24 protein-coding genes are annotated in these 22,921 nt (G+C 71.3%); 16 read left to right on the forward strand and 8 right to left on the reverse strand.

Annotation, left to right across the window (positions count from 1 at the left end):
- Positions 1-2 precede the first annotated feature (2 nt).
- Positions 3-1,229, reverse strand: coding sequence for a S8 family peptidase (locus tag BJY16_RS05390; RefSeq protein WP_185038011.1), 1,227 nt, complete (start codon positions 1,227-1,229; stop codon positions 3-5).
- A 247-nt stretch (positions 1,230-1,476) separates the two neighbouring features.
- Here BJY16_RS05390 and BJY16_RS05395 point away from each other — a divergent pair, with 247 nt between their 5' ends.
- On the forward strand, positions 1,477-1,689 hold the full coding sequence (locus BJY16_RS05395; RefSeq protein ID WP_185038012.1) for a DUF7455 domain-containing protein: 213 nt from the start codon (positions 1,477-1,479) through the stop codon (positions 1,687-1,689).
- Between the two features lie 35 nt (positions 1,690-1,724).
- On the forward strand, positions 1,725-3,332 hold the full coding sequence (locus BJY16_RS05400; RefSeq protein WP_185038013.1) for a sensor histidine kinase: 1,608 nt from the start codon (positions 1,725-1,727) through the stop codon (positions 3,330-3,332).
- A 287-nt stretch (positions 3,333-3,619) separates the two neighbouring features.
- Here the strand turns inward: BJY16_RS05400 and BJY16_RS05405 are convergent, their stop codons facing one another.
- The 7 genes from BJY16_RS05405 to BJY16_RS05435 all read right to left on the reverse strand — a co-directional run bounded on the left by BJY16_RS05405 (position 3,620) and on the right by BJY16_RS05435 (position 9,124).
- Positions 3,620-4,420, reverse strand: a complete 801-nt coding sequence (locus BJY16_RS05405) for an SRPBCC family protein (RefSeq protein ID WP_239177195.1) — start codon at positions 4,418-4,420, stop codon at positions 3,620-3,622.
- Positions 4,421-4,506: 86 nt separating this feature from the next.
- Positions 4,507-5,253, reverse strand: coding sequence for a hydrolase (locus BJY16_RS05410; protein ID WP_239177197.1), 747 nt, complete (start codon positions 5,251-5,253; stop codon positions 4,507-4,509).
- Between the two features lie 117 nt (positions 5,254-5,370).
- Positions 5,371-5,607, reverse strand: a complete 237-nt coding sequence (csrA, locus tag BJY16_RS05415) for a carbon storage regulator CsrA (protein WP_185038014.1) — start codon at positions 5,605-5,607, stop codon at positions 5,371-5,373.
- Between the two features lie 133 nt (positions 5,608-5,740).
- Positions 5,741-6,163: a flagellar assembly protein FliW gene (gene fliW / locus BJY16_RS05420; RefSeq protein ID WP_260418266.1), complete on the reverse strand. Its 423-nt coding sequence runs from the start codon at positions 6,161-6,163 to the stop codon at positions 5,741-5,743.
- Positions 6,164-6,180: 17 nt separating this feature from the next.
- Entirely contained in the window at positions 6,181-7,164 is a 984-nt protein-coding gene (locus BJY16_RS05425; RefSeq protein WP_185038016.1) for a flagellin N-terminal helical domain-containing protein, read from the reverse strand.
- A gap of 14 nt (positions 7,165-7,178) precedes the next feature.
- Complete coding sequence (gene flgK, locus BJY16_RS05430; protein ID WP_185038017.1) at positions 7,179-8,639, reverse strand: flagellar hook-associated protein FlgK; 1,461 nt, start codon at positions 8,637-8,639, stop codon at positions 7,179-7,181.
- A complete protein-coding gene (locus BJY16_RS05435; protein WP_185038018.1) occupies positions 8,639-9,124 on the reverse strand; it encodes a flagellar protein FlgN in 486 nt (161 codons plus the stop codon). Before BJY16_RS05435 ends, flgK begins: the two co-directional genes overlap by 1 nt.
- Before the next feature lie 247 nt (positions 9,125-9,371).
- Between BJY16_RS05435 and BJY16_RS05440 the strand changes: the two genes are divergently transcribed.
- From BJY16_RS05440 to BJY16_RS48290, 14 genes are all read left to right on the forward strand, one after another.
- Positions 9,372-10,574 (forward strand): flagellin N-terminal helical domain-containing protein, encoded by a 1,203-nt coding sequence (locus BJY16_RS05440; RefSeq protein ID WP_185038019.1) that lies wholly within the window; start codon positions 9,372-9,374, stop codon positions 10,572-10,574.
- 128 nt (positions 10,575-10,702) lie between these two features.
- Positions 10,703-12,169, forward strand: coding sequence for a flagellar filament capping protein FliD (gene fliD / locus BJY16_RS05445; RefSeq protein ID WP_185038020.1), 1,467 nt, complete (start codon positions 10,703-10,705; stop codon positions 12,167-12,169).
- 51 nt (positions 12,170-12,220) lie between these two features.
- Positions 12,221-12,604: a flagellar export chaperone FliS gene (gene fliS, locus BJY16_RS05450; protein WP_185038021.1), complete on the forward strand. Its 384-nt coding sequence runs from the start codon at positions 12,221-12,223 to the stop codon at positions 12,602-12,604.
- 7 nt (positions 12,605-12,611) lie between these two features.
- Entirely contained in the window at positions 12,612-12,932 is a 321-nt protein-coding gene (locus tag BJY16_RS05455; RefSeq protein WP_185038022.1) for a hypothetical protein, read from the forward strand.
- Between the two features lie 181 nt (positions 12,933-13,113).
- Positions 13,114-13,461, forward strand: coding sequence for a flagellar basal body rod protein FlgB (locus BJY16_RS05460; protein WP_185038023.1), 348 nt, complete (start codon positions 13,114-13,116; stop codon positions 13,459-13,461).
- A gap of 2 nt (positions 13,462-13,463) precedes the next feature.
- The gene (locus tag BJY16_RS05465) at positions 13,464-13,856 is read left to right on the forward strand and encodes a flagellar basal body rod protein FlgC (protein WP_185038024.1); all 393 of its coding nucleotides are present in this window, start codon (positions 13,464-13,466) and stop codon (positions 13,854-13,856) included.
- Positions 13,857-13,921: 65 nt separating this feature from the next.
- Positions 13,922-14,200, forward strand: coding sequence for a flagellar hook-basal body complex protein FliE (gene fliE, locus BJY16_RS05470; protein WP_239177199.1), 279 nt, complete (start codon positions 13,922-13,924; stop codon positions 14,198-14,200).
- Between the two features lies 1 nt (position 14,201).
- Positions 14,202-15,827, forward strand: coding sequence for a flagellar basal-body MS-ring/collar protein FliF (fliF, locus tag BJY16_RS05475; RefSeq protein ID WP_185038026.1), 1,626 nt, complete (start codon positions 14,202-14,204; stop codon positions 15,825-15,827).
- Positions 15,828-15,839: 12 nt separating this feature from the next.
- On the forward strand, positions 15,840-16,865 hold the full coding sequence (fliG, locus tag BJY16_RS05480; protein ID WP_185038027.1) for a flagellar motor switch protein FliG: 1,026 nt from the start codon (positions 15,840-15,842) through the stop codon (positions 16,863-16,865).
- The gene (locus BJY16_RS05485; protein ID WP_185038028.1) at positions 16,849-17,517 is read left to right on the forward strand and encodes a FliH/SctL family protein; all 669 of its coding nucleotides are present in this window, start codon (positions 16,849-16,851) and stop codon (positions 17,515-17,517) included. Before fliG ends, BJY16_RS05485 begins: the two co-directional genes overlap by 17 nt.
- A complete protein-coding gene (locus tag BJY16_RS05490; RefSeq protein WP_185038029.1) occupies positions 17,514-18,821 on the forward strand; it encodes a FliI/YscN family ATPase in 1,308 nt (435 codons plus the stop codon). Before BJY16_RS05485 ends, BJY16_RS05490 begins: the two co-directional genes overlap by 4 nt.
- Positions 18,822-19,322: 501 nt before the next feature.
- Entirely contained in the window at positions 19,323-19,790 is a 468-nt protein-coding gene (locus tag BJY16_RS05495) for a flagellar export protein FliJ (RefSeq protein ID WP_185038030.1), read from the forward strand.
- Positions 19,787-20,773, forward strand: a complete 987-nt coding sequence (locus BJY16_RS05500; RefSeq protein ID WP_185038031.1) for a lytic transglycosylase domain-containing protein — start codon at positions 19,787-19,789, stop codon at positions 20,771-20,773. The genes BJY16_RS05495 and BJY16_RS05500 overlap by 4 nt, the downstream gene beginning before the upstream one ends.
- A gap of 41 nt (positions 20,774-20,814) precedes the next feature.
- A complete protein-coding gene (locus BJY16_RS48290) occupies positions 20,815-22,842 on the forward strand; it encodes a flagellar hook-length control protein FliK (protein ID WP_185038032.1) in 2,028 nt (675 codons plus the stop codon).
- Positions 22,843-22,921 lie beyond the last annotated feature (79 nt).

The following is a 22,921-nucleotide window of genomic DNA, read 5'->3' on the forward strand; positions in this document are numbered from 1 at the left end:
GGTCAGCGCTTCTTGGCGGCGGCGGCGCCGTTGTCGGCCAGGTAACCGGTGTAGAGAACCTTGTTCGGCGAGCCGGTGCCCGGGTTGCGGACCAGGCCCGCGCCGGCGTGCTCGACCAGGTCGTCGCGGACCTGCTGCGGGGTCCACTCCGGGTGGGCGCCGAGCACCAGGACAGCCGCGCCGGCCACGTGCGGGCTGGCCATCGAGGTGCCGCTCATCGTGGCGGTCGCCGAGTTCGAGCCCTTGCCGGCCGACTTGATGTTGACGCCGGGCGCGAAGATGTCGACGCAGGTGCCGTAGTTGGAGAAGGACGCCCGCTTGTCGGCGCTGTCCACGGCGCCCACGGTGATCGCGTTGGCGGTGTCGGCCGGCGAGAACTTGCAGGCGTTCTTGTTGTCGTTGCCGGCCGCGATGGCGTAGGTGACGCCCTTGGCGATCGACCGGTTGACCGCGTCGTCCAGCGCCTTGCTGACCGGGCCGCCGATGCTCATGTTGGCCACCGCGGGCAGCTTGGCGTTCTTGGTGACCCAGTCGACGCCGGCGATGAAGTCGGAGTACGAGCCGGAACCCGCACAGTCCAGCACCTTCACCGCGACGATCTTGACGTCCTTGGCGACGCCGTACGTCGAACCGCCGATCGTGCCGGCCACGTGCGTGCCGTGCCCGTTGCAGTCGTTCGCGGTCTTGTCGCCGTCGACGAAGTCCCAGCCGTTGCTGGCCCGGCCGCCGAAGTCCTTGTGCGAGACCCGGACGCCGGTGTCGATCACGTACGCGGTGACGTCCTTGGCCGAGCGGTACGAGTACTTCTTGTCCAGGCTGCGCGAGCGCTGGTCGATCCGGTCCAGGCCCCAGGTGGCGCCGGGCTGCACCGACGACGGCGCGATCACCGCGTCCTGCTCGACGTAGCGCACGGCCGGGTCGGCGGCGAGCCGGGCGGCCTGGGCGGCCGACATCCGGGCGTGGAAGCCGGAGACCGTGGCCTGGTAGTTCTCCAGCACCTCGCCGCCGTAGGCAGCGGTCAGGGAGCGGGAGTCGGCGTCGTGCCCCGGGTTGAGCACGACGATGTAGCTGTCCGGGATGGCGGCGGCGCCGGCCTCCAGGACCGTGCCGGTGCGCGGCGCGGCGGGAGCCGCGGCGGCCGGCACGGCGAAACCGTGAAGAGAAGCGGTGGCGGCGCTCGCGACGGCCAAGAAGCGGATGGCCAGGCGACGGGCGTCGGAACCGAGCATCAAGTGTCTCCCTCAGGTAGGTGCCCCGGCCCGGAGGTGCATGCCGTGGCGACTTGAGGGAAATCTTGAAGTGGGAAAAGTGCAGGTCCAGGTCGCACCGGGTTGCGACGACGTTGCGCCGTTCACACCGGAACAACGGGTGGAACCACTAAGGCCACCCAGCGCAGGGCCGATCTAGTCCGCTGTCAGGACCGCTGCACACCGCCACTGAGCCCCGCTTCATTGGCCCATGAGCAAGGAGAGCGATATGACCACCCTGCTGTCGCCCGAGATCGACACCGTCGGCGAGCTGACCGATCGCTGCGATCGCTGTGGAGCGGCCGCCAAGCTGGAGGTAACCCTGAGCAGCGGCGGCGACCTGGCCTTCTGCGGGCACCACGCGAACCGGATGCACGCCGAGATCTCGCGGGTGGCCAGCAAGATCCGCCTGGAGGAAGGCTTCGCCTGGGCGGGTAAGTAACCGCCTGCGTCGCGATATGATCATTTCCTCACGTCATGGGGGGATATGTGCATATCGCGGCACGCGGCGTGGGCAGGCTGTCCCGGCTGATCGCCGGCTGCGCCGGAGTCACGGTCACCGTGCTCGGCCTCCTGAACACGCACACGTCCGACACCACGTCGCCGGAGGGGCTCCCGCCCGCTCCGGCGTTCGTGTTGATCCCGGCCGGGCTGGCCCTGCTGCTGCAGGCGGTGCCGCTGGCCGACGGTCTGGCCGGGCGGCTGCGCGCCGGGGCCGCCGCCGTGCTCGGGCTCTCCGCGGCGGTGCTCGGCGGCGTCGCGCTGGACCGGCACCCGGCCGCCGGGCTGGCCACCGTGCTGGCCGGCCTGGCGCTGGCCGGCCTGGACGTCCGGCTGCCCCGGATCGGCCCGGTCCCGGTCCGGATCACCGACCCGCTGCTGCTCGGCGCCGCCACCATCGCGCTGGTCGGGCTCGCCTCCCGGCTGGTCACCGCCACCGTGATGCCGCCTTCGCTGGCCGCCGGCCTGCTCCTGCTGACCGCCGGGGCGGTGCTGGCCCGGCCCGAGGCGCCGGCCGCCGAGGACTCCGCCGCCGACCAGCTGCTGGTCGCCGAGCTGCGCGACCGGCAGGACTTCGCGGACACGCTGCTCCAGTCGATGAACGAGGCGGTCATGGTGCTGGACGCCAACTACCGGGTGATCGACGTGAACCGGCGCTGGCGCGAGCTCACCGGCCACCGGGACGAGGTCCGCGACCCGCCGCCGCTGCCGCCTCCCGGGCATGGCGGCGACTGGCTGCTGCCCCGCGCCGACGGCACCGAGGTGCCGGTGCTGGCCACCATGGCCGCCATCCCGGACGCCGCCGGCGCGCCGCGCGGCTACGTCGCCACCTGCGTCGACATCGCCTCCCGCAAGGAGGCCGAGGAGGCGCTCAGCGAGCACGCCGCCGAACTGGAGCGCGGCAACGCCCAGCTGGCCGCGGCGAACGCGCAACTGGCCGCCGCGCTGGCCTTCAAGAACGACCTGACCTCGATGCTCACCCACGACGTGGCACAGCCGATCAGCTCGATCGCCAGCCTGGCCGAGCTGCTCTGCGCGGACTGGGCGGACCTGCCGGAGGACATCCGGCTGGAGCTGTCCCTGAAGATCGACAAGAACACCCGCCGCCTGGTCAAGATGATGAACGACCTGCAGCTGCTGTTCCGCCTGGACACCGGCGCGGTGACCGCCCGCCGGGTGCCGGTGCCGCTGCTGGAGGTGGTCCGCACGGCCCGCGGCGAGACCGCCGGGGCCGACCAGGTGGAGATCGCGATCGACGAGGAGCTGTCCGCGCTGGCCGACCGCGGGCACCTCGCCGTGGTTGTGGAAAACCTGTTGAAGAACGCGATCGCGCACGGGGCCGCGCCGATCCGGGTGGGTGCCGAGCGGCAGGGCGGCACGGTGCTGCTCTGCGTGCAGGACAGCGGCGCGGGCATCCCGGAGGACGTGCTGCCCAACCTGTTCGGCCGGTTCCTGCGCGGGGCCGGGCTGGGCCTGTTCATCGTCCGGCACCTGGTCGAGGCGAACGGCGGCTCGGTGCGCTACGAGCACGCCACGCCCCGCGGCGCGCGCCTGCTGGTCACCCTGGAGGCCGCACCGCGCTGAGGCGCCGTCTCAGGCGCCATCCGATCCGTCATTCCTCGCCGCGAGCGGGCCCTGGACACGCCGATTCACCCAGGTGCGCTGGCGGGCACGACGAAGGCCGGCCCAACGGGCCGGCCTTCGGTTCTGACTGTGATCTGGCTTCCGCAACTACCCACGGACGTCGCCCTTGCGGGCTGAGCGTTCTGGACGCGCCAGCGGCCAGCTCAGCCCGGAAGGGTCCCTGGCGGGAGCGACGGCCGGTGATCAGCGCGGACCCGAGTCAGCAAGCTCTTGATCTTGATTGTGGATCAGCCGATGCCGCGGTCCTCTTCGTTGATCATGCCGTTGCCCCAGATGTCGGCGGCGGCGGTGCGGCCGCCCATCCGGGCCGAGCCGGACGAGGCCCCCCGCTTGGCCGCCGGCATGGTGCCCGGGCCGGCCGCGTGGTGCAGCGGGTTCTCGGTGAGGCCGGTGCCGGTCGGGTCGGCGTTGCTCAGGTCGGCGGCGCCGGTGTCCCAGCCGGCCCCCGGCGACGGCTCGGTGTCCTGCGCCAGCCCCGTCCCGGCCGGCGGATGCTTGTGCACGCGGGCGGCGACCGACGCCGGCGAGGCGTAGTCCGGCTTGCTGAACAGGGTGTGCGACGGGCCGGGCAGGCGCTTGACGCTGGCCCCGGTGGGCATCGGGCGGCCGCCCAGCACCCCGCTCTCGACCAGGCCCTTGAAGGTGGTCAGGTCGGCCTTGAGCCGGCGGTTCAGCGACTCCTGGCCGTGCCGGTCGCTGGGCATGAGGAACGCGATGTCGGCCTCGAGCTGGGCGACGATCTGAGTCTTCGTCTCCCCCATCGGGCGCAGCGTGATGGTCTCGGCGAGGAGCGGCCCCTCCATGGTCGACCAGGAGACCCGCTCGTCCGGCGATCGTTCGATGATCTGCGCGTCGAACTCCCGGCGCTTGCCGTCCACGTCCATGATCCAGTGCGTCTGGTCCCGGCCGGTGGTGGTCACCTGGCGGACCCCGGTCATGAACCGTGGGTAGTTCTCGAACGCGGCGAGTTGCTCGTACACCGTGTGCAGCGGTGCACTCACCTCGATGGCCTGCTGAACCATACTCATCGCATCTCTCCCATGCTGAAGTGCTGGCATGACAGAGCGTACGGAGACGAGTGCGACCCGTGTTCGCTTTCGCGGAGACCCGGCTTTCAGACTCTGCGCAGGTACTGCCAGCCGCCCACCTCGGCGGCGTACCGGGCGTCACTCGCGGGCACCAGCGTCACGGCGGCGTCGCGCAGCAGCGCCACCAGGCGCGGGGACGGGCTGCGCCAGGCCTCGCTGATCTCCACCAGGGTGCCGGTGGACCGGCAGGCGGCGGCCAGGTCGGCCAGCAGGGCCGGGGACACCGCGGCGTCGTCCACGCCGGCCTGGGCCAGCAGCGCGAGCGGGCGGGCCAGCTGGGTGGGCACGTAGCGGCAGGCCCGTTCCAGGCCCCGCACGGTCGCCTCGACCAGCAGCTCGGCAACCTGCTCGGGGGTCAGCTCACCGGCCTCGACCAGGGCGCGCACCGCCCGGGCGTCCAGCAGGTCGTCGCCGACCGGCAGGGCGGAGACCGCCACCGACAGCGCGTCCAGCTGGGCCAGGTCGGCGGGCAGCGCCAGCCAGCCGTCCGGGCGGACCACCTCGACCTCGGCGGCCACCCGCAGGGTCATCTCGGTGCGGTGCCGGGCCCGGCGCACCGCGTCCGCGTACGCGGTCAGCCAGGTGGTGTCCGGTCCGGCCTGGTCGGCGAAGGTCAACGAGGTCAGCCCGGCCCGGTCGGCGGCCGAGGCCACCACACCGACCGCGTCCCGCCCGGCCGCGAACCCGGTGTGCACGTGGGCATCCACCGTCAGGTCCAGCGCGTACGCGGTACCGACCGCGCCACCGCCGATGACTGATTCCCGCTCTGCCACGTTCGCTCCCCGACTGAAGTTCTCCGTCGGGGAGAAGAATGCGGCCCGCGCGTTGTCTCCGGGGTCAGCCGCCGGTGCAGGTGAGGTGCGCCCGCCACCGGCGGTGGCGGGCCGCCCTCAATTTCCCGGCTTCTCCAGCATCTTGGTGACCGCGTGCACCGCGTCGTCGGTCGGCGACGCCGCCTCCCGGTTCGCGTCCCGCAACTCGCGGTACACCTCCTCGCGGTGCACCTGCACGTCACGTGGCGCCTGGATCCCCAGCCGGATGACGTCGCCCCGGGCCTCCAGCACGGTGATCACGACGTCGTCGCCGATCATCACGCTCTCGCCGGCCCGCCTGGTCAGCACAAGCATCGACGCCCTCCTCCTCCATCCATGGAACGGACAGCATGGCAAAGGCGCGGCCGCGAGGGAACGCGACCGCGCCTTCGAGGGTTTGTCACGGGCCGCGCGCCGCGGCCGTCGCGAGCAATCCTCAACTGGAGGTTCAGTACGACCGGTTCATGATCGCCCGGACCGGGTAGCCCGAGCCGGTGAGGACCGTCTGCATCGCCCGCATGCTGTCCCGGTCGACCACGATCGGGGCGAGCAGGTTGGCGGTCGTCTCCTCCTTGCCCGCGGTGATCACCGTGAGCAGCAGCACCCGGTCCGGGTCCTTGGTGTTCAGCGCCGCGAACACCGACTCGTCGATCTCCGGGGCGTACTCCGGGAAGAACGGCTCCGGCGGCGCCACCAGGAACCGCAGCTCCGGGTTGTCGAGCGAGGTGAGGGCGTAGAGCAGACCGTCGTCGTTCAGGCGCACCAGGACGAATTCCTTGTGCGCCGGGAACCCCGGCATGGGCACCGCCATCGAGATGGTCGGCAGGCCCAGCGACGGGTCGGTCATGGTGGCCTCGATCGGTCGGGACATGGTGCGAGTAGTCATGGTCACCTCAGGAAATCGATGAGCGAGGGCTGGATCACCTTGGCCGTGGCGGCCAGGGCGGCCTGATACGAGGTCTGCTGGAGCTGCAATTCCATGATCGCCTTGGGCAGGTCGACATCCTCGATATCGGACAGCTGCGACGACACGGACATCAAGCGATCCTCAGCGGACTGCTTCATCTGTGTAACCCGATTGTATCGAGCGCCTACGTCCGAAAGAGTGGAATTCAGCAGATCAGACGCTTTGTCGAGGTTCCTCAGGCCGGTGTCGATAGCAGCCGAGTCGCCCGACTTCATGGCGTCGGACAGGTCCTTGAGCACGTTGAACAGCTGTGCCGGGTTCCGTACCCGGAGCGCCGGGTCGGTCTGGTCGGCCAGCTCCTGCCCGGTCGCGTCGACGTACTTGCCGTCGTCGTTGACCAGGTAGTCGTTGCCGAACACCTCGGGACCGCGGACGTCCACCCGCACCCTGGCGTTCGGGCCGATCATCCGGTTCGTCTCGCCGGACGCCTCGCCGACGTAGCCGCCGCCGGAGTAGGCGGTGGGGTCCGGGGTCGAGCCGCCGAAGACCGGGCGGTCCAGGTACTTCGTGTTGGCGAACTGCATCAGCGTGCCGCGGATCTGGTCGATCTCCGCGGCCCGCGCGTTGTTCGCCTCCGGCGTGCTGCCGCCGCCCGCGCTGGTCGCGGCCAGCGTGAGCTCCCGGACCTTGGCGACCAGCACGGTGGAGCTCTGCAGGGTGTCCTGCACGGTGCCGAGCCGGCCCATCGCGTCGTCGGCGTTGGTCGAGTACTTCTTGTTCGCGCGGACCTCGCCGCGCAACTGGAGTGCGGTCACCGTGCCGGTCGGCGAGTCCGACGGGCGGTGCAGCTGCTTGCCGCTGGAGATCTGGTCCTGCGCGGTCTGCGTCCGGCTGAGGTTGCGCTGCAGGCTTGCCATCGTCCGGGTGCGGACGCTGCTCTCGGTGACCCGTGGGCTGCTGCTCATGAGCCGTCGTCCCCCTACCTACCGACCATTCCGGTCCGGTTGATCAATTGGTCGAGCATCGAGTCGATGGTGGTGAGCACCCGGGACGCGGCCTCGTAGCCACGCTGGTAGGTGAGCAGGTTGGTCATCTCCTCGTCGAGGTTGACCCCGGACTCCGCGTCGCGCGCGGCGTCCACCTGGTCGGTCACCGCGTTCTGCACGTCGCGCCGGCGGATCGAGGCCTGCGCGGACACCCCGAGGTCGCCGATCAGCTGCTGGTACTCGGAGTCGGCGCCGTCCCGCGAGGTGGCCAGCTCGGCCAGGTCGTCGGCGATCCCGCCGTCCAGGACCCGGGTGGCGGCGGGGGCGGTCGGATCCCCGGTCGAGACGGCCAGGTCGGCCGGGTCGCTCACCGCCACCGCGATGTTCAGCGCGGTGATCCCCGGCTTGGGGTTCGGCGGGTTGTCCGGGTCGATGTCGCCGTTGACGAAGAACTCCTGCCCGGTCTCGCCCTTCATGGTGTAGCCGGTGCCGTACTTGTCGTTGACCGTCTGCGCCAGCTTCTGGGCCACCTTGTCCAGCCGGCCGGAGATCTCGTGCAGGGTGCCGCCCTGGGCGAGCAGCTCCATCTGCGAGCCCATCGTCCCGCCCGCGGCGACCGGCGTCCCGGTGTCCTTCCAGCGCAGGTTCACCGTGATGTCCTGGTCCAGGTCGGCGATCTGGGTGGCGCTGCCGGACGCGATCTCGATCGGGCGGTTGCTGAACTCGCTGACCAGCGGCGCGCTGCCGATGAAGACGTTGGTCGCGCCGTCCGGCAGGTCGGTGGCGGTGGCGCCGACCATCTGGGAGAGCTTGAGGATCTCCTGCGAGCGCTGGTCCATCAGCTCGTTGGCCTGCAGCCCGGCCGCCTTGGCGACGACGATCTCCTTGTTCAGCTTGGCGACCGCCTCGGCCGACTTGTTCACGTCGCCGACGTAGGTGTCCAGGCCGGCCCGGACCGACTCGAACTGGTTGTTGAGCGCCTTGGACGCGTCGTTGAGCGTGGCGGCCACCGTGGTCGCCTGCTCCAGCAGCGCGGACTTGGGCGCGGCCTTGTCCGGGTTGGTGGCCACCGCGTTCCAGCCGTCCCACATGTCCTGCAGGCGGGCCTGCAGCGCGGTGTCGCTGGGCTCGGCGAAGACGTCCTCGATCAGCGCGTACGCGCCGGCCTTCTCGTTGAGGTACGCCGAGTTCGCGTGCTCGGTGTAGCTGCGGTGGTCGAGCGCGGTGTTCCGCAGCCGCTCCACCGTGGAGACGGTGACGCCGGCGCCCACCGCGGTGGTGGTGGCGTAGATGCCGGGGGTCAGGTTGGCGTTCTGCGCCTGCATGACGACGCGCTGCCGGGTGTACCCCTCGGTGCTCGCGTTCGCGATGTTCTGGCCGGTGATGTCCAGGCCGCGGCGCTGTGCGTACAGGGACGTCAGCGCGGTGTTCAGTCCACTGAATGTGCTAGCCATCAGATCGCCTCATCGACGAGGGTGGGGCGGCGGATGCCGCCGGTGACGGTCTGGCCCTGCGGTCCGTACGTTTCCACAGACTCGGCGAACACGAGCATGGTTTCGCGAGCCGCGCGTTGTCCCGCGGTGAGCAGGTCACGGTTGACGTCGGCCAGGGCCCGGATCTCCGACGTCAGCAGCAGGAACGCCTTACGGTGCTGGTGGAGCAGGTCCGCCCAGGGATCGGGCGCCGCGTCGGCGAGTTCCCCGAGCGAGGCCTCCGGGTTGAGACCGAGCTCGGCGGCCACCTCCTGGGCGTACGCCGCGCGGATGACCTCGGTCTGCCGGATCTGGTCCAGCACCACCTCCACCTCCCGGGTGGCGTGGCTCAACCAGCGGGATCGGTTGGCCGCGAGGAGCAACTGCTCCTCCTCGAGCTTGAACAGGAGCATCTCCAGCAGCTCCCGGGAGCGCCACAAGACGCTGGCCAGGTCGGTCAGACTCACCCGGTCCTCCGTCGTTCGCTGGTCGGGCTGCACCCTTTCGGCAACCCACTCATTCGGACAGGTCGGCATGTTCGCCGTGCCGCTGAGTGGTTTCGCCCGATCGGCATTTATCCGGTTAGCCGGAAAAGGCCGAGATTTTCTCGGAGAATCGCTCAGCGCCTCTCGGCAGCACGCCGAAGGGAATGGCGCAACACCACGGCTCATGGACGGGCCGGTTCAAGACCCCAGTCAAGGAGGAATCACCACAATGGGTCTTCGCATCAACCAGAACATCGCCGCGCAGAACGCCTACCGGAACCTGTCGGTCACCGACAGCCAGATGTCCAAGTCGCTGGAGAAGTTGTCCAGCGGTTTCCGGATCAACCGGGCGGCGGACGACGCGGCCGGCCTGTCGATCTCCGAGGGTCTGCGCGCGCAGACCGGCGGTCTCAAGGTCGCGGTGCGCAACGCCCAGGACGCGATCAGCGTCGTGCAGACCGCTGAGGGTGCGCTGAACGAGGTCACCAGCATGCTCCAGCGCATGCGTGACCTGTCGGTCCAGGCTTCCAACGCGTCCCTGGACACCGAGGCGAAGGGCGCCGCGCAGAAGGAGTTCGACCAGCTCGCCAAGGAGATCGACCGGGTCGGCGAGACCACCGCGTTCGGCAAGTCGAAGCTGCTCGACGGCTCCTTCGGCACCACCGAGGGCAACACCGCCGACAACCCGCTGACCTCCATGCCGTCGACGATCTCCTTCAACATCCAGAAGATCGGCAGCAAGGACCTCAGCGACAGCCCGATCGCGGTCAGCGTCACGCCGGCCGCCGGTGACACCGCCAAGGACGTCGCCGACAAGCTGAACACCGCGATCAAGACCGCGCTGACCGCTCCGGCCAACGCGGCGCAGGGCTTCACCGGTAACGAGCTGCACGTCTCGTCGGACGTCAAGGCGGACGGCACCGGTATGTCGTTCAGCCTGGACGGCACCGCCGAGTTCGACATCTCCGACCAGGTCGGCGACGCGTTCAAGGACGGCAGCAGCACCACCAAGACCGCCTCCACCAACGGCGACTTCCAGATCGGCGCCAACGCCGGCGAGAAGCTGAACGTGTCGATCGGCAAGGTGAGCGCCTCGGCGCTCGGCCTGAGCGGCCTCGACCTGTCGGGGCCCGCCGACGCGAACGGCGACTCGGGTGCGGCCAAGGCGATCAAGGCGCTCGACTCGGCGATCAAGTCGGTCTCCGACCAGCGCGCCTCGCTCGGTGCCTCGCAGAACCGCTTCGAGCACACCATCAACAACCTGAACACGGCGGTGGAGAACCTGTCCGCGTCGGAGTCCCGGATCCGGGACACCGACATGGCGCAGGAGATGGTCTCCTTCACCCGGAGCCAGATCCTCACCCAGGCCGGCACGTCGATGCTGTCGCAGGCGAACCAGTCCTCGCAGAACGTGCTCTCGCTGCTCCGCTAACCGAACCGCGACCGAAATGCGACCGTTCGGCAACTGATTCAGCCCGACAGTGACCGAACAGATGGGGGTAGCCGGTACGCCGGCTACCCCCGCTCCACACATGTCCTCGGCAGGAAAGCAGGCTTCTTGTGACCAGCTCCGTTGACGGCCTCGTCAGTGGTCTCAGCACCTCCTCCCTGATCGGTCAGCTGATGCAGGTGGAGGCCGCACCGCAGACCAAGCTCAAGACCAAGGTCAAGACCGCCGAGACCGCGGTGGCCTCGTACCAGTCGGTCAACAGCAAGCTCAAGGCCTTCAAGGCCGCCGCGGACGATGTGTCCAAGCTCAGCACCTGGCGCTCCACCAAGGCGACGTCCAACTCCTCGTCGGTGACCGCGAGCACGACGACCGGCCTGGTCAACACGGCCGGCAGCGTCACCTTCGACGTGAAGAGCGTGGCCCGGGCCCAGACCACCACCATCAAGCTGCCCACCAACACCACCAGTGACAGCAACAACGACGGCAAGCTGGAGAAGACGCCGGTCAACCTCGGCGCCTCGGTCACCGTCACGATGGGCAAGTACGACGAGAACGGCAACTTCACCCCGGCCACGCCAGCCAAGTCGGTGACCCTGGACCTGACCAAGGGCAGCTCGGCGCAGGACATCGCCGGCAAGGTCAACTCCGCCGGGCTGGACGTCCGGGCGTTCGTGGTGAACACCTCGGACACCGAGGGCATCCTCCAGTTCACCGGCAGCAAGACCGGCGAGGACTTCGGCTTCCAGGTGACCGGCCTGGAGGGGCTCGGGCTCGACACCAACGGCAACGCCGGCGCCAGCCCCGCCTCGACCTACGCGAAGAACGCGACCCTGCAGGTCGGCGGCGAGGGCGAGGCCGGTTACACGGTCAGCAGCGCGACCAACACCTTCAGCGGGCTGATCCCCGGCGTGACGGTCAACGTCACCAAGGAGGAGACCGGGGTCACGGTCAGCGCGGCCACCGACATCAGCGGGATCACCGCGAAGATCCAGTCGATGGTCGACGCGATGAACGCGACGCTCACCGAGGTCAAGGACCAGACCGCGTACGACAGCTCCACCAAGAAGGGCTCGCCGCTGACCGGCGACTTCATGGTCCGCCAGATGACGCAGAGCATCCTCGGCATGGTCAGCGTCGGCATGGCCAAGTACCCGAACCCGCGGTACGACAAGGACCTCCCGGTCGACGAGACGACCAACCCCAAGGAGCTGACGTTCCCCGAGCAGTCGCTCAACAAGCTCGGCATCCAGCTGAGCCGGGACGGTCTGCTGACCTTCAACGCGACCGACTTCACCAACGCGTACAACGAGAACCCCAGCCGGATCCAGGAAGTGACCCAGGCGGTCGCCACCAACTTCAGCGCGCTGGCCGACAAGCAGTCGAAGAGCGTCACCGCGGTGATCACCGGCCGGAAGAACGAGATCGACTCGATCAACGACCAGATCAGCAACTGGGACACCCGGCTGGCCTCCCGCCGCGAGGCGCTGCAGCGGCAGTACGCCGCCATGGAGACCGCGCTCGGCAACATGAAGAACCAGTCGTCGTGGCTGGCCGGGCAGATCGCCAGCCTTGGCTGACCGTCGTCCACCGCCACCCGCCAGCCCTCACCAGCCTGACAAAGGGATTCGATGACCGCTCCGGCCCCGCACCTCCGTGACCGTTACCTGCAGGACTCGATCAACACCGCGTCGCCGGCGAAGCTGCTGGTGATGCTCTACGACCGGATGATCCTCGACCTGAACCAGGGCGAGGAGGCGCTGCGCGCCGCCGACCGGGCCCTGGCCAACGACAAGATCTCGCACGCCCAGGAAATCCTCATCGAGCTGCGGACGACGTTGCACGTCGACGAGTGGGAGGGCGCTCCCGGCCTGGCCAACCTGTACGGCTACATCCTGACCGAGCTGATCGGCGCGACCATCGCCGGAGACCCGGACCGGGTGGCCACCTGCCGGAAGTTCCTTGAGCCGCTGCGCGACGCGTGGCGCGAGGCCGCGGCTGCGGCGGCGGGCTGAGCGCGCCATGACCGGGGACTGGCGGGGCGCCTGGACGACGGCGCTCGACGAGCTGGAGATGGACGTCGCGGCGGTCGAGGCGATGCTCGCCGACGAGCATCGGCAGGCCGAGACCCCGCCGGCCGACCTCTGGCGGCCGCCGACCGAACTGGGCGCGCTGCCGCTGGAACTCAAGCCGCGGGCCGACGAGATCCTCACCCGGCAGCTGGCCGTGGCGGAGGAACTCGCCCGGCGGCTCACCGCGAACCGCCAGCAGAGCGCGATGACCTCCCGGATCGAGACCGGCGAGGCGGTCAAGCGCCCGGTCTATCTGGACCGCGCCATGTGAACCACCACGAACGTCCCGGATCCCCGGCCAGGGGGTCCGGGACGTTTTCGTGTGCAACCTCGCAGCAACCGTCTGACACTCAGCGGATCGCCGGGCTCGCCGAACTGCATGGTACGAGCACGGATTGCTCACCGAAGTGCCACGGAACGGCGACCAGACGGATCGATCAGGGAGCTGCGAAGTGTTCGACGACCTTTCCACCTCTGCGCTGCGCGTCGCTGTCAGCGGCCTGTCGGCCCGGCAGAACGCCATCGCCAACAACATCGCGAACGTCGAGACCCCGGGCTTCCGTGCCCGTAAGGTCAAGTTCGAGGAGGCTCTTCAGGGCGCTGTCGCCCGCGGCCAGTCGCCGCTGGGGATCAACCCGAGTGTCCAGGAGTCGCTGGAGCCCACCCGGCTCAACGGCAACAACGTCAACCTCGACGAGGAGACGCTGTCGCACATCGACACCACGATGCGGTACCAGCTCACGCTCCGGGCCATCGACAGCAAGTACGGCCTGCTGCGCGACGCCATCAAGGGAGCCTGAGGATGAGCATCTTCAACGCCATCGGGGTCGCCGGCACCGGGGTCACGGTCTACCGCAAGTGGCTCGACGCGGTCTCCGACAACATCGCGAACATGAACAACACCAGCCGCACCTCCGAGAACGCGTTCCAGGCCCGGTACGTCCAGGCCCGCGCCGCGCAGGACGGTAACGGCGCCGAGGTGGCCGGGGTGCAGCTCGGCAACGCCGAGGGCATCCTGGCCTACGAACCGGACAACCCGCTCGCCGACGCCGAGGGGTACGTCCGGCGGCCGGACATCGACATGGGCAGCCAGATGGCTCAGATGATCATGGCGCAGCGCTCCTACCAGGCCAACCTCTCGGTCGTCGACCGGGCCCGGGACGCGTACACCGCCGCTATCAACCTCGGGAAGTGATCATGACTCCGATCAACCCCATCGGCGGAATCTCCGGCTTCAGCGGAATCTCCGGAATTTCGGGTATGTCAGGACTGTCCGACAAGCTGGACCTCGACGAGGCCGCCAAGACCGCCAGCCCGAACACCGACTTCGCCCGCATGCTGTCCAAGGGCCTGGAGAGCGTGCAGGCCTCCCAGGACAAGGCGAGCGACCTCGCCGTCCAGGTGGCCAACGGGACGCTGCAGGACCCGGCCCAGTACACGATGGCCGCCAACGAGGCGTCCCTCGGACTCCAGATGACCCTCGCCATCCGCAACAAGGCCGTCGAGGCCTTCCAAGAGATCATGAGGATGCAGGCCTGAGATGACTGATCGCCTTCCCGCTCCGGTACGCCGCATCACGGACACCTTCAAGTCCTTCACGCCGGGACAGAAGGCTGTCACGATCTTCGCCGTCATCGCCATCGTCGTCGGTGGGTACTTCTTCGCGACGTGGGCGGCGAAACCCTCCTACGCGATCCTGTTCAACAACCTGTCGACCAAGGACGCCAGCGCCATCGTCGAGTCGCTGCAGAAGGCCGGCACCTCGTACGAGCTGGCGAACGACGGCCAGACCATCATGGTGCCGCGCGACCAGGTCAACGCGCTGCGGCTGCAGCTCTCCGGCGAGGGCCTGCCCAACGACGAGGGCACCGGCTACTCACTGCTCGACCAGCAGGGCATCACCACCAGCGACTTCATGCAGCACGCGAACTACCAGCGGGCGCTGGAGGGCGAGCTGGCCAAGACGATCAAGTCGATCGACGGCGTCGAGGCGGCCACCGTGCACCTGGTGATGCCGGAGAAGGACGTCTTCGCCGACAGCAACGCCAAGACCACCGCCTCGGTGCTGGTCGCCTCCAAGGCGACCAGCCCGTTGAGCTCCGACCAGGTGCAGTCGATCGTGCACCTGGTCGCCTCCAGCGTCGAGGGCCTGGACCCGACCCAGGTCACCGTGGCCGGAGCGGACGGCAAGATCCTCTCCACCGGCGGTGGCGCGGCCATCGCGACCGGCGGGGACAGCGGCTCCGAGGCGCAGACCGTCGAGTTCCAGAACCGGATGAACGCCTCGCTGCAGACGATGCTGGACCGGCTGGTCGGTCCCGGGCACTCGGTCGTCACCACCACCGCCGACCTGGACTTCGACCAGACCGAGACGCGGAGCAAGACGTACAGCTCGGACCCGTCGCTGCCGTCGCTCTCGGAGACCAGCAGCTCGGAGACGTACAGCGGGAGCGGGGTCGGCAACGGCGGCGTGCTCGGCCCGGACAACATCCAGGTGCCGAACGGCGCCGGCTCCAACGGCCAGTACGCCAACAAGAACGAGGCCCGCAACAACGCCCTGAACGAGGTGCAGGAGGTCCGCCGGAAGGCGCCCGGCAGCATCCGCCGGCTCAACGTGGCGGTCCTGCTGGACAGCACCACCGCGGCCTCGGTCGACCCGCTCCAGGTGCAGCAGCTGGTCAGCTCGGCGGCCGGCGTCGACGCCACCCGCGGCGACACGATCGCGGTCAGCGCCATGCCGTTCGACACCTCGGCCCAGCAGGCCGCCCGCGACGAACTCGCCGCCGCGGCCGCCGCCGAGAAGCAGAACAAGCAGATGACCCTGGTGAAGACCGGCGCGCTCGCCTTCGTGGTGCTGGCTCTGATCTTCCTGGCCTGGCGGGCCAGCCGGCGGGCCAAGCGCCGGCAGCAGCTGACCGCCGAGGAGAAGGCGCACCTGGAGGAGATGCAGGCCGCGCTGGACGCCCAGCGGCAGGCCGAACTGGAGGCCACCCAGGCGATGAGCGCCGCCGCGATGATCGAGGGCGGCGCCCCGGTGGAGGTGCACGACGAGGCTCGTGAGGAGCGGCACCGGGAGATCGAGCAGATGGTCCAGGAGAAGCCGGACGAGATGGCCACCCTGCTGCGCGGCTGGATGTCCGCCGACGCGACCACGACGCACCACTAAGAGGAGTAGGAGTTGACCACACCCGCGCTCACCACGCTCTCCATGACGGGCGTACGCAAAGCGGCCATAATGCTGATCCAGTTCGGCAAGGAACAATCCGCGCAGGTGCTGGCGAACATGACCGAGAAGGAGGTCGAGGCGCTCTCCGCCGAGGTGGCGCGGCTGGGCAAACTCGACCCCGTCCAGGTCGACGACGTGATGGACGAGTTCTATGCCATGGCGACCACCCGGTTCGCCGGGTCCGGTGGCATGGACTACGCCCGGGAGCTGCTGGAGGCGTCGCTCGGCAAGGAGCGGGCGGCGCTGATCCTGGACCGGCTCGAAGCGTCGATGAACGACATCCCGTTCAACTTCCTGAGCCACGCCGACCCCCGGCAGCTGCTCTCCTATGTGCAGTACGAGCACCCGCAGACCATCGCGCTGGTGCTCGCCCACATCCCGGCCGGGCTCGCTTCGTCGATCCTGGCCGGTTTGCCGTTGGAGGTGCAGACCGAGGTCGCGCACCGCATCGCGATCATGGACCGCACCTCGCCGGACATCATCCGGCAGGTGGAGAGCGCGCTGCAGCGCAAGCTCTCCAGCGTGCTCCAGCCGGACGAGCTGTCCACGGTCGGCGGCCTGCAGCCGCTGGTGGACATCATCAACCGCGCCGACCGGACCACCGAGCGGCTGATCCTGGAGGCGCTCGAGTCGCGCAGCCCGGAGCTGGCCGAGGAGATCCGGCGCCGGATGTTCATGTTCGAGGACATCGTGAACCTGGAGGACCGGGCGGTCCAGCTGATCCTGCGCCAGGTGGAGCCGGCCGATCTGGCCACCGCGCTCAAGGGTGTCCCGGAGACGGTGCGTGACAAGGTCACCAAGAACCTCTCCGAGCGCGGCCGGGAGAACCTGCTCGAGGAGATGGACCTGCTCGGCCCGGTCAAGGTCAAGATGGTCGAGGAGGCGCAGGCGAAGATCGTCGGCGTGATCCGCACCCTGGAGGACTCCGGCCAGATCGAGATCCAGCGGGGCGGCGAGGCCGATGAGCTCATCGCCTGACCGGCCGGTGATCCGCGGGGCGGTGGCCGAGACGGCCACCGCCGCCCGGTTCGCCACCGATCTGAAACTGCCCGACCCGAACGACCCGAAGCTGCTCGAGGAGGCCCGGCAGCAGGCCCGGGCCGCCGGCTACGCGGAGGGCTGGGCGCAGGGCAAGCGGGAGGCCGCGGCCGCCGCCGAGGCCGCCGCGGCGCGCGCGCTGGAGGCCGAGCACCAGCACGACCACCGGCGCGCGGCCGCCCTGACGCACGCCGTGAACGCCCTCGGCCGGGCCGTCACCGAGCTGGAGAACCAGCTCATGCCGACCTTCACCGAGCTGCAGGAACTCGTGCTGGCCAGCGCGTTCGAGCTGGCCGAGGGGATCATCGGCCGGACCCTGCAGGACGATCCGGACCGCGGCAAGGACGCGCTGCGCCGGGCCATGACCGCCGCACCCGAGCACGGCGACGTGCAGCTGCGCCTGCACCCGGAGGACTACGCCACGCTGGTCGCCGGGGACAGCGGCGAGTTCGACTACCAGGGCCGCCGGATCACCCTGCACCCCGATCCGAGTCTGCGGCCCGGCGACGCGATCGCCGAGACCGGCACCGCCACCGTCGACGCCACCATCGAGGCCGCGGTGGCCCGGGCCCGGGAGGCCCTGCGGATATGACCGACGTCTTCCAGCACCGGATGCGGAACGCGATCCACGCGGCCCGGCCCACGGTCAGCGGCCGGGTCACCGGCGCGGTCGGACTGCGGGTCACGGTCAGCGGGCTGGAGGCCCGGGTCGGCGAGCTGCTGCGGATCGGCACCGGCCCGGAGGCGGTGCTGGCCGAGGTCGCGGCGCTGGACGGACAGCAGCTCAACTGCCTGCCGCTCGGCCCGATCGCCGGGATCGGGGCCGGCACCCCGGCGATGAGCACCGGCGGGCCGCTGCGCATCTCGGTCGGCCCGGACCTGCGCGGCCGGATCCTGGACGGCCTGGGCCGGCCGATGGACGGCGGGCCACCGCTGCGCGGCGAGCTGGTCGGGATCGAGATGGCGCCGCCCTCGGCGATGGAGCGCCAGCTGGTCGACAAGCCGATGTCGCTGGGCGTACGGGTGCTGGACACCCTGGTCCCGTGCGGCCGCGGCCAGCGGATCGGCATCTTCGCCGGCTCCGGCGTCGGCAAGTCCACGCTGATGAGCATGATCACCCGTGGCACCTCGGCCGAGCTGAACGTGGTCGCCCTGGTCGGCGAGCGCGGCCGCGAGGTGCGCGAGTTCATCGAGCACGACCTCGGCCCGGAGGGCCTGGCCCGGTCGGTCGTGGTGATCGCCACCTCGGACACCCCGCCGCTGGTCCGGCTGAGGGCCGGCTCGGTCGCCACCCGGATCGCCGAGTACTACCGCGACGAGGGCGCCGACGTGCTGCTGATGATGGACAGCGTGACCCGGGCCGCGATGGCCCAGCGCGAGGTGGGCCTCTCGGTCGGCGAGCCGCCGGCCACCCGCGGCTATCCCCCGTCGGTCTTCGCCATGCTGGCCAGCCTGCTGGAACGCGCCGGTCCGGGCGCCCGGGGCAGCATCACCGGCCTCTACACGGTCCTGGTCGAGGGCGACGACCACAACGAGCCGATCGCCGACGCGGCCCGCTCGATCCTGGACGGCCACATCGTGCTGGACCGCAAACTGGCCACCGCCGGCCACTTCCCGAGCATCCAGGCCCTCGACTCGATCTCCCGGGTGGCCAACAAGATCACCTCCCGCGAGCAGCGCGCCGACGCCACCGAACTGCGCCGCCTGATGGCCGCCCACCGCGAGGTCCGCGAACTGGTCGAGATCGGCGCCTACGTCCCCGGCACCAACCCGGAGGCCGACCGCGCCAACGCCGCCTGGCCGCTGATCAGTGCCTTCCTCCGCCAGGACCTGGACGAACGCATCACCGCCGACACCGCCTGGGCCCAGCTCCGGGCCCTCCTCGCCACCACCTGACCGTTTCCGGACAAACCCTCCTCGCTGCCGCGATACCGCCGACACGTCCCAGGATCTTTTTCCGGTACGACTGGGCGCCCCGTGGCAGTCGGCACGCGAGGCCCGCCTCCCCGCACGGCTGAGACGCGGCTCGTGCGGGCAGGCTGGCCCCCACGGCCCCGTCCGCAGCCCCGAGGGGGCATGGGGAACCAGCCGCGCACGGGGGACCGGCGGGACTGCGGATTCGCACGGGACCCGCGGAGCGTGGATCGGGCCCGGACCGGCAGCGGACCCGCACGAGCCGCGCCACGGTCCGGGGTGTGGCGGCCTCGCGCACGGGTGCGGACAGGGCAGGCGTCCGTACCGGAAATGGGTTTGATCTGCGCATTCCAGGTGGACCACGGCCGATGGCGGACAGCGCGCCGGGGTGGCGGCCGAAAGTTGGGTGCAAGCGCTCAGCGACCGGCGCGGGTGTGCCGAAGCGGTCATGTGAGGGCCCCACCGCCCGGCTAGGAGGCCAGCATGAACCGCCTGTTCCGTCTCACTCCGGTGCTCCGCGCGCGCAAGGCGCAGGAGGACGCCGCGCGCGGTGAGCTGATCCAGTCCCGCGCCGAGATCCGGGAGGCGCAGGCGCTGGTGAAGCGCCGGCAACTGGACCTGGTCGGGCAGGACGCGCCGACCGAGGGTTCGGCCCGGGCGATGGTCGCGGCCCTGGTGGCGCGGCAGTCGCTGGCCGCCGGGGTGTTCAGCGCGCAGCGGATGGTCACCGACGCCGAGGAGGTCGAGCGGGAGAAGCTGGCCGCGCTGACCGACGCCGCGAAGCGCCGGCGCGCCGTGGAGATGCTGTCCGAGCGGCACGCCGCCATGGTCAAGGCCCACGATCTGCGCACCGACCAGGCGAACCTGGACGAGCTGGCGGTCACCTCGAAGGCCCGGAACGCCGCGAGCGGCGCGGCGGGATCCCCCGACGAGAACGGGAGCAACGCATGAGCCTCGGCGTTTCCGGTGTGCTGGGCCGTGTCGCCGAACTGCAGGAACAGCTGGGTCTGACCCCGCCGCCGGCCGCTCTGGACCCGGCCGGGAAGTCCGGTGACAAGTTCGCGTCCGCGCTGGCCAAGGCGACCGGCGCCGGTCCGGGTGCCGGCGGGGCCACCGGGCCGACCGGGGCGGACGTGGTGACGGCCGCGAAGAAGTACCTGGGCACGCCGTACGTCTTCGGCGGCACCGACCCGGCCAAGGGACTGGACTGCTCCGGCCTGGTCCAACAGGTCTACCAGGACCTGGGCGTCAAGATGCCGCGCAACTCGTGGCAGCAGGCCACCGCGGGCCGCCCGGTGGCCAGTCTGGCCGACGCCAAGCCGGGCGACGTGCTGGCGTTCGACTCGCCGGTCGACCACGTGGCGATCTACCTGGGCGACCACAAGATGATCGCGGCGCCGAAGCCGGGCGACCACGTCAAGATCCAGTCGGTGTACGAGAAGCCCACCCACATCCGCCGGATCCTCGACGACGTGCCGGCCGCCGCGGTCCAGGACATGTCGGCGCTGCGCCCGGCCGGGCTGCGCGGGTCGGCGGCCGGCGGGCTGGCCGGGGTGCCGTACGCGGACCTGTTCCTGAAGGCCGGCGCCAAGCACGACGTCTCGCCGAAGCTGCTGGCCGCGGTGGCGAAGGTGGAGTCCGGGTACAACCCGAAGGCGGTCAGCCCGGCCGGGGCGCGCGGCCTGATGCAGCTGATGCCGGGCACCGCGCGCGGGCTCGGGGTGGACGACCCGTTCGATCCGGCGCAGGCCGTGGACGGGGCCGCCAGGATGCTGAAGGGCCTGCTCAAGGAGTTCAAGTCGGTGCCGCTGGCGCTGGCCGCCTACAACGCGGGCGGCGGTGCGGTGCACAAGTACGGCGGCATCCCGCCGTTCAGCGAGACCCAGGCGTACGTGCCGAAGGTACAGAAGGCATTGGCCGCGCTCGGCGGCTGACTCTCCCACCCATCACCGGAGCAAGTGAGGAGCCCCATCCCATGCCGAGTTCCGTGACCGGACCTGAGCACCGGCCTGTCACCGAGGCCACCCGCCGACCGGGCGCGCGGCGCGACGAGGGGGCGGACTTCGGGTCGGCGCTCTCCGCCGAGCTGGGCCGCCCCGATCGGGACGAGGCCGAGCAGGCCGGGCGAGCCGACCTGGCCGGTACCGCCCGGCGGGCGGATCTGGCCGGTACGGACGGGCGGGCCGACCGGGCCGGGACCGCCGCCGCGGACCGGGCCGCCATGGAGCGGGCCGGGACCGACCGCGCCCTGACGGGCCGGATCGCGGCGGACCGCGCCCGCCTGGACCGGGCCACGGACCAGCGAGCCGCCGACCGGGTCGCTTCGGAGCGGACCGCCGCCGACCGGACCGCTACCGACCGGACCGCCGCGGACCGGGCCGCGCAGCGGGCCGCGGAGCAGCGGACCGCCGGCCAGCGCGACGCGGCCCGGGAGCTTGCCGACCGGACCTCGGCGGATCGGGCCGCCGCCCGGCGCGCCGCCGCCGACCGCGCGCCGAACCGGGCCACCGCCGAGCGGAGCGTGGCCGACCGGACCACGGGCGACCGCACCGAGCGGGCCGGCGGCCGGAAGGACGACGACGTCAAGGACACCGGCACCGAGCGGCCGGCGGATGCCGCGAAGGAGCCGCACGGCCCGGACCGCACCGCCCACCGTGCCCGGGCCAAGGCCGCCGGCGAACCGGCCGCGACGACCCCGGAGGCCACCACCGAGGCGACCGGCACCGAGAAGGCGACCGAGGGTACCGAGAAGACCGACGCGGACGGCACCGCGCAGACCACCGCGACCGCGGTCGCCGTCCCGGCGATGCCGTTGGTCACCCCGGGCGTCCCGGACGCTGCCCCGGCCGCCGCCACCGCCGGGACCGCCACCGGCCCGGCCGCCGCCACCGCGGTCGCCGCCGCCACGGCACCGGAGGCCACCGCGCCCGCCCCGGCGGGTCAGCCCGCCGCCCCGGCGACCACCGCGCCCACCGCCGCCACGCCGGACGCGCCGCAGCAGGCCACCGGCGCGGCCACGGCGGCGGCCGGGGTCGCGCCGGCCGCCGGTCCCGCGACCGCCGGCGCCGCTCCGGCCGCCGGGCAGCCCGGTGCCACGCCGGCCGGCACCGCGCCACAGCAGCAGCCCGGAGTGGGCACCGCCGTCCCGGCCTCGGCCGGGGCCACCGCGGCCCGCCCGACCTGGGCGAGCCCGGCCGCCACCGGCACCGACCCGGCCGCCACGACGAACGCCGAGGCCGCCGCGACCACGCCGGCCGACCCGGCCGCCACCGCCACGACGCCGGCCGGGACGCCGGCCGCGGCCACCGCCACGACGCCGGACACCGGCACCGACGCCGGGGGTGACCCGGGTGGGTCCGGGCAGCCGGGGGCGGAGGCGTTCGGTACCCCGGAGAACAACCAGCAGACCGCGACCGGACCGGCACCGCTGCCCACCGCGGTCCCGGCGGCGGCACAGCCCGCCGACGCCGGCCTGCCGCCCGGCGCGCCGCTGCCCGGGGTGGCCGGCCCGCAGGCCGCCGCGCCCGCCGCTCCGGCCGCTCCGGCCACGCCGGTCCCGGCGCCGAGCACGCCGATGCCGGTGCCGATGGCCGAGCAGCTGGCCATGCGGATCGTGCCGTTGCGGCTGGACGCGGACGGCGTGCACCGGCTCACCGTGCAGCTGCACCCGGTCGACCTGGGCCCGGTCCAGGTGGTCGCGGAGATCCGCAACGGCGACATCAGCGTGCAGCTCACCGGCGGCACCGAGGCCGGCACCGAGGCGATCCGGGACGCGCTCGACGACCTGCGCCGGGACCTGCGCGACGCCGGGTTCGGCAACTGCTCGCTGGACCTGCGCCAGGGCGGCCAGCAGGATCAGGCCCGGCAACGGTTCGAGGCGGGCGGCGGGTTCGGCCGGCGGACCGGCGGGGACGGCCCGGGCGGCACCGAGCCGCCGGTCGAGCCGGCCCCGGTGACGACCCGGCGGATCACCCCGGCCGGGCGGTTCGACACCCACGCCTGACAGACGCGAGTCGGCGCCGGCCCAGAGGCCGGCGCCGACGTCGTGCGCGCACTGACAACTCTTCCCCAAGGCGCCAGCG

The organism is Actinoplanes octamycinicus (assembly GCF_014205225.1).
GTDB lineage: Bacteria > Actinomycetota > Actinomycetes > Mycobacteriales > Micromonosporaceae > Actinoplanes > Actinoplanes octamycinicus.

Excerpts from the sequence above, each read along its gene's own strand:
- BJY16_RS05490 (WP_185038029.1), top strand. The coding sequence starts at position 17,514 with ATGACCGACGTCTTCCAGCACCGGATGCGGAACGCGATCCACGCGGCC.
- BJY16_RS05455 (WP_185038022.1), top strand. The coding sequence starts at position 12,612 with ATGACCGGGGACTGGCGGGGCGCCTGGACGACGGCGCTCGACGAGCTG.
- fliF (WP_185038026.1), top strand. The coding sequence starts at position 14,202 with ATGACTGATCGCCTTCCCGCTCCGGTACGCCGCATCACGGACACCTTC.
- csrA (WP_185038014.1), bottom strand. The coding sequence starts at position 5,607 with ATGCTTGTGCTGACCAGGCGGGCCGGCGAGAGCGTGATGATCGGCGAC.
- fliS (WP_185038021.1), top strand. The coding sequence starts at position 12,221 with ATGACCGCTCCGGCCCCGCACCTCCGTGACCGTTACCTGCAGGACTCG.
- BJY16_RS05400 (WP_185038013.1), top strand. The coding sequence starts at position 1,725 with ATGGGGGGATATGTGCATATCGCGGCACGCGGCGTGGGCAGGCTGTCC.
- BJY16_RS05395 (WP_185038012.1), top strand. The coding sequence starts at position 1,477 with ATGACCACCCTGCTGTCGCCCGAGATCGACACCGTCGGCGAGCTGACC.
- BJY16_RS05495 (WP_185038030.1), top strand. The coding sequence starts at position 19,323 with ATGAACCGCCTGTTCCGTCTCACTCCGGTGCTCCGCGCGCGCAAGGCG.
- fliW (WP_260418266.1), bottom strand. The coding sequence starts at position 6,163 with ATGTCCCGACCGATCGAGGCCACCATGACCGACCCGTCGCTGGGCCTG.
- flgK (WP_185038017.1), bottom strand. The coding sequence starts at position 8,639 with ATGGCTAGCACATTCAGTGGACTGAACACCGCGCTGACGTCCCTGTAC.
- BJY16_RS48290 (WP_185038032.1), top strand. The coding sequence starts at position 20,815 with ATGCCGAGTTCCGTGACCGGACCTGAGCACCGGCCTGTCACCGAGGCC.
- BJY16_RS05440 (WP_185038019.1), top strand. The coding sequence starts at position 9,372 with ATGGGTCTTCGCATCAACCAGAACATCGCCGCGCAGAACGCCTACCGG.
- BJY16_RS05500 (WP_185038031.1), top strand. The coding sequence starts at position 19,787 with ATGAGCCTCGGCGTTTCCGGTGTGCTGGGCCGTGTCGCCGAACTGCAG.
- BJY16_RS05485 (WP_185038028.1), top strand. The coding sequence starts at position 16,849 with ATGAGCTCATCGCCTGACCGGCCGGTGATCCGCGGGGCGGTGGCCGAG.
- BJY16_RS05425 (WP_185038016.1), bottom strand. The coding sequence starts at position 7,164 with ATGAGCAGCAGCCCACGGGTCACCGAGAGCAGCGTCCGCACCCGGACG.
- BJY16_RS05465 (WP_185038024.1), top strand. The coding sequence starts at position 13,464 with ATGAGCATCTTCAACGCCATCGGGGTCGCCGGCACCGGGGTCACGGTC.
- BJY16_RS05405 (WP_239177195.1), bottom strand. The coding sequence starts at position 4,420 with ATGAGTATGGTTCAGCAGGCCATCGAGGTGAGTGCACCGCTGCACACG.
- BJY16_RS05390 (WP_185038011.1), bottom strand. The coding sequence starts at position 1,229 with ATGCTCGGTTCCGACGCCCGTCGCCTGGCCATCCGCTTCTTGGCCGTC.
- fliE (WP_239177199.1), top strand. The coding sequence starts at position 13,922 with ATGTCAGGACTGTCCGACAAGCTGGACCTCGACGAGGCCGCCAAGACC.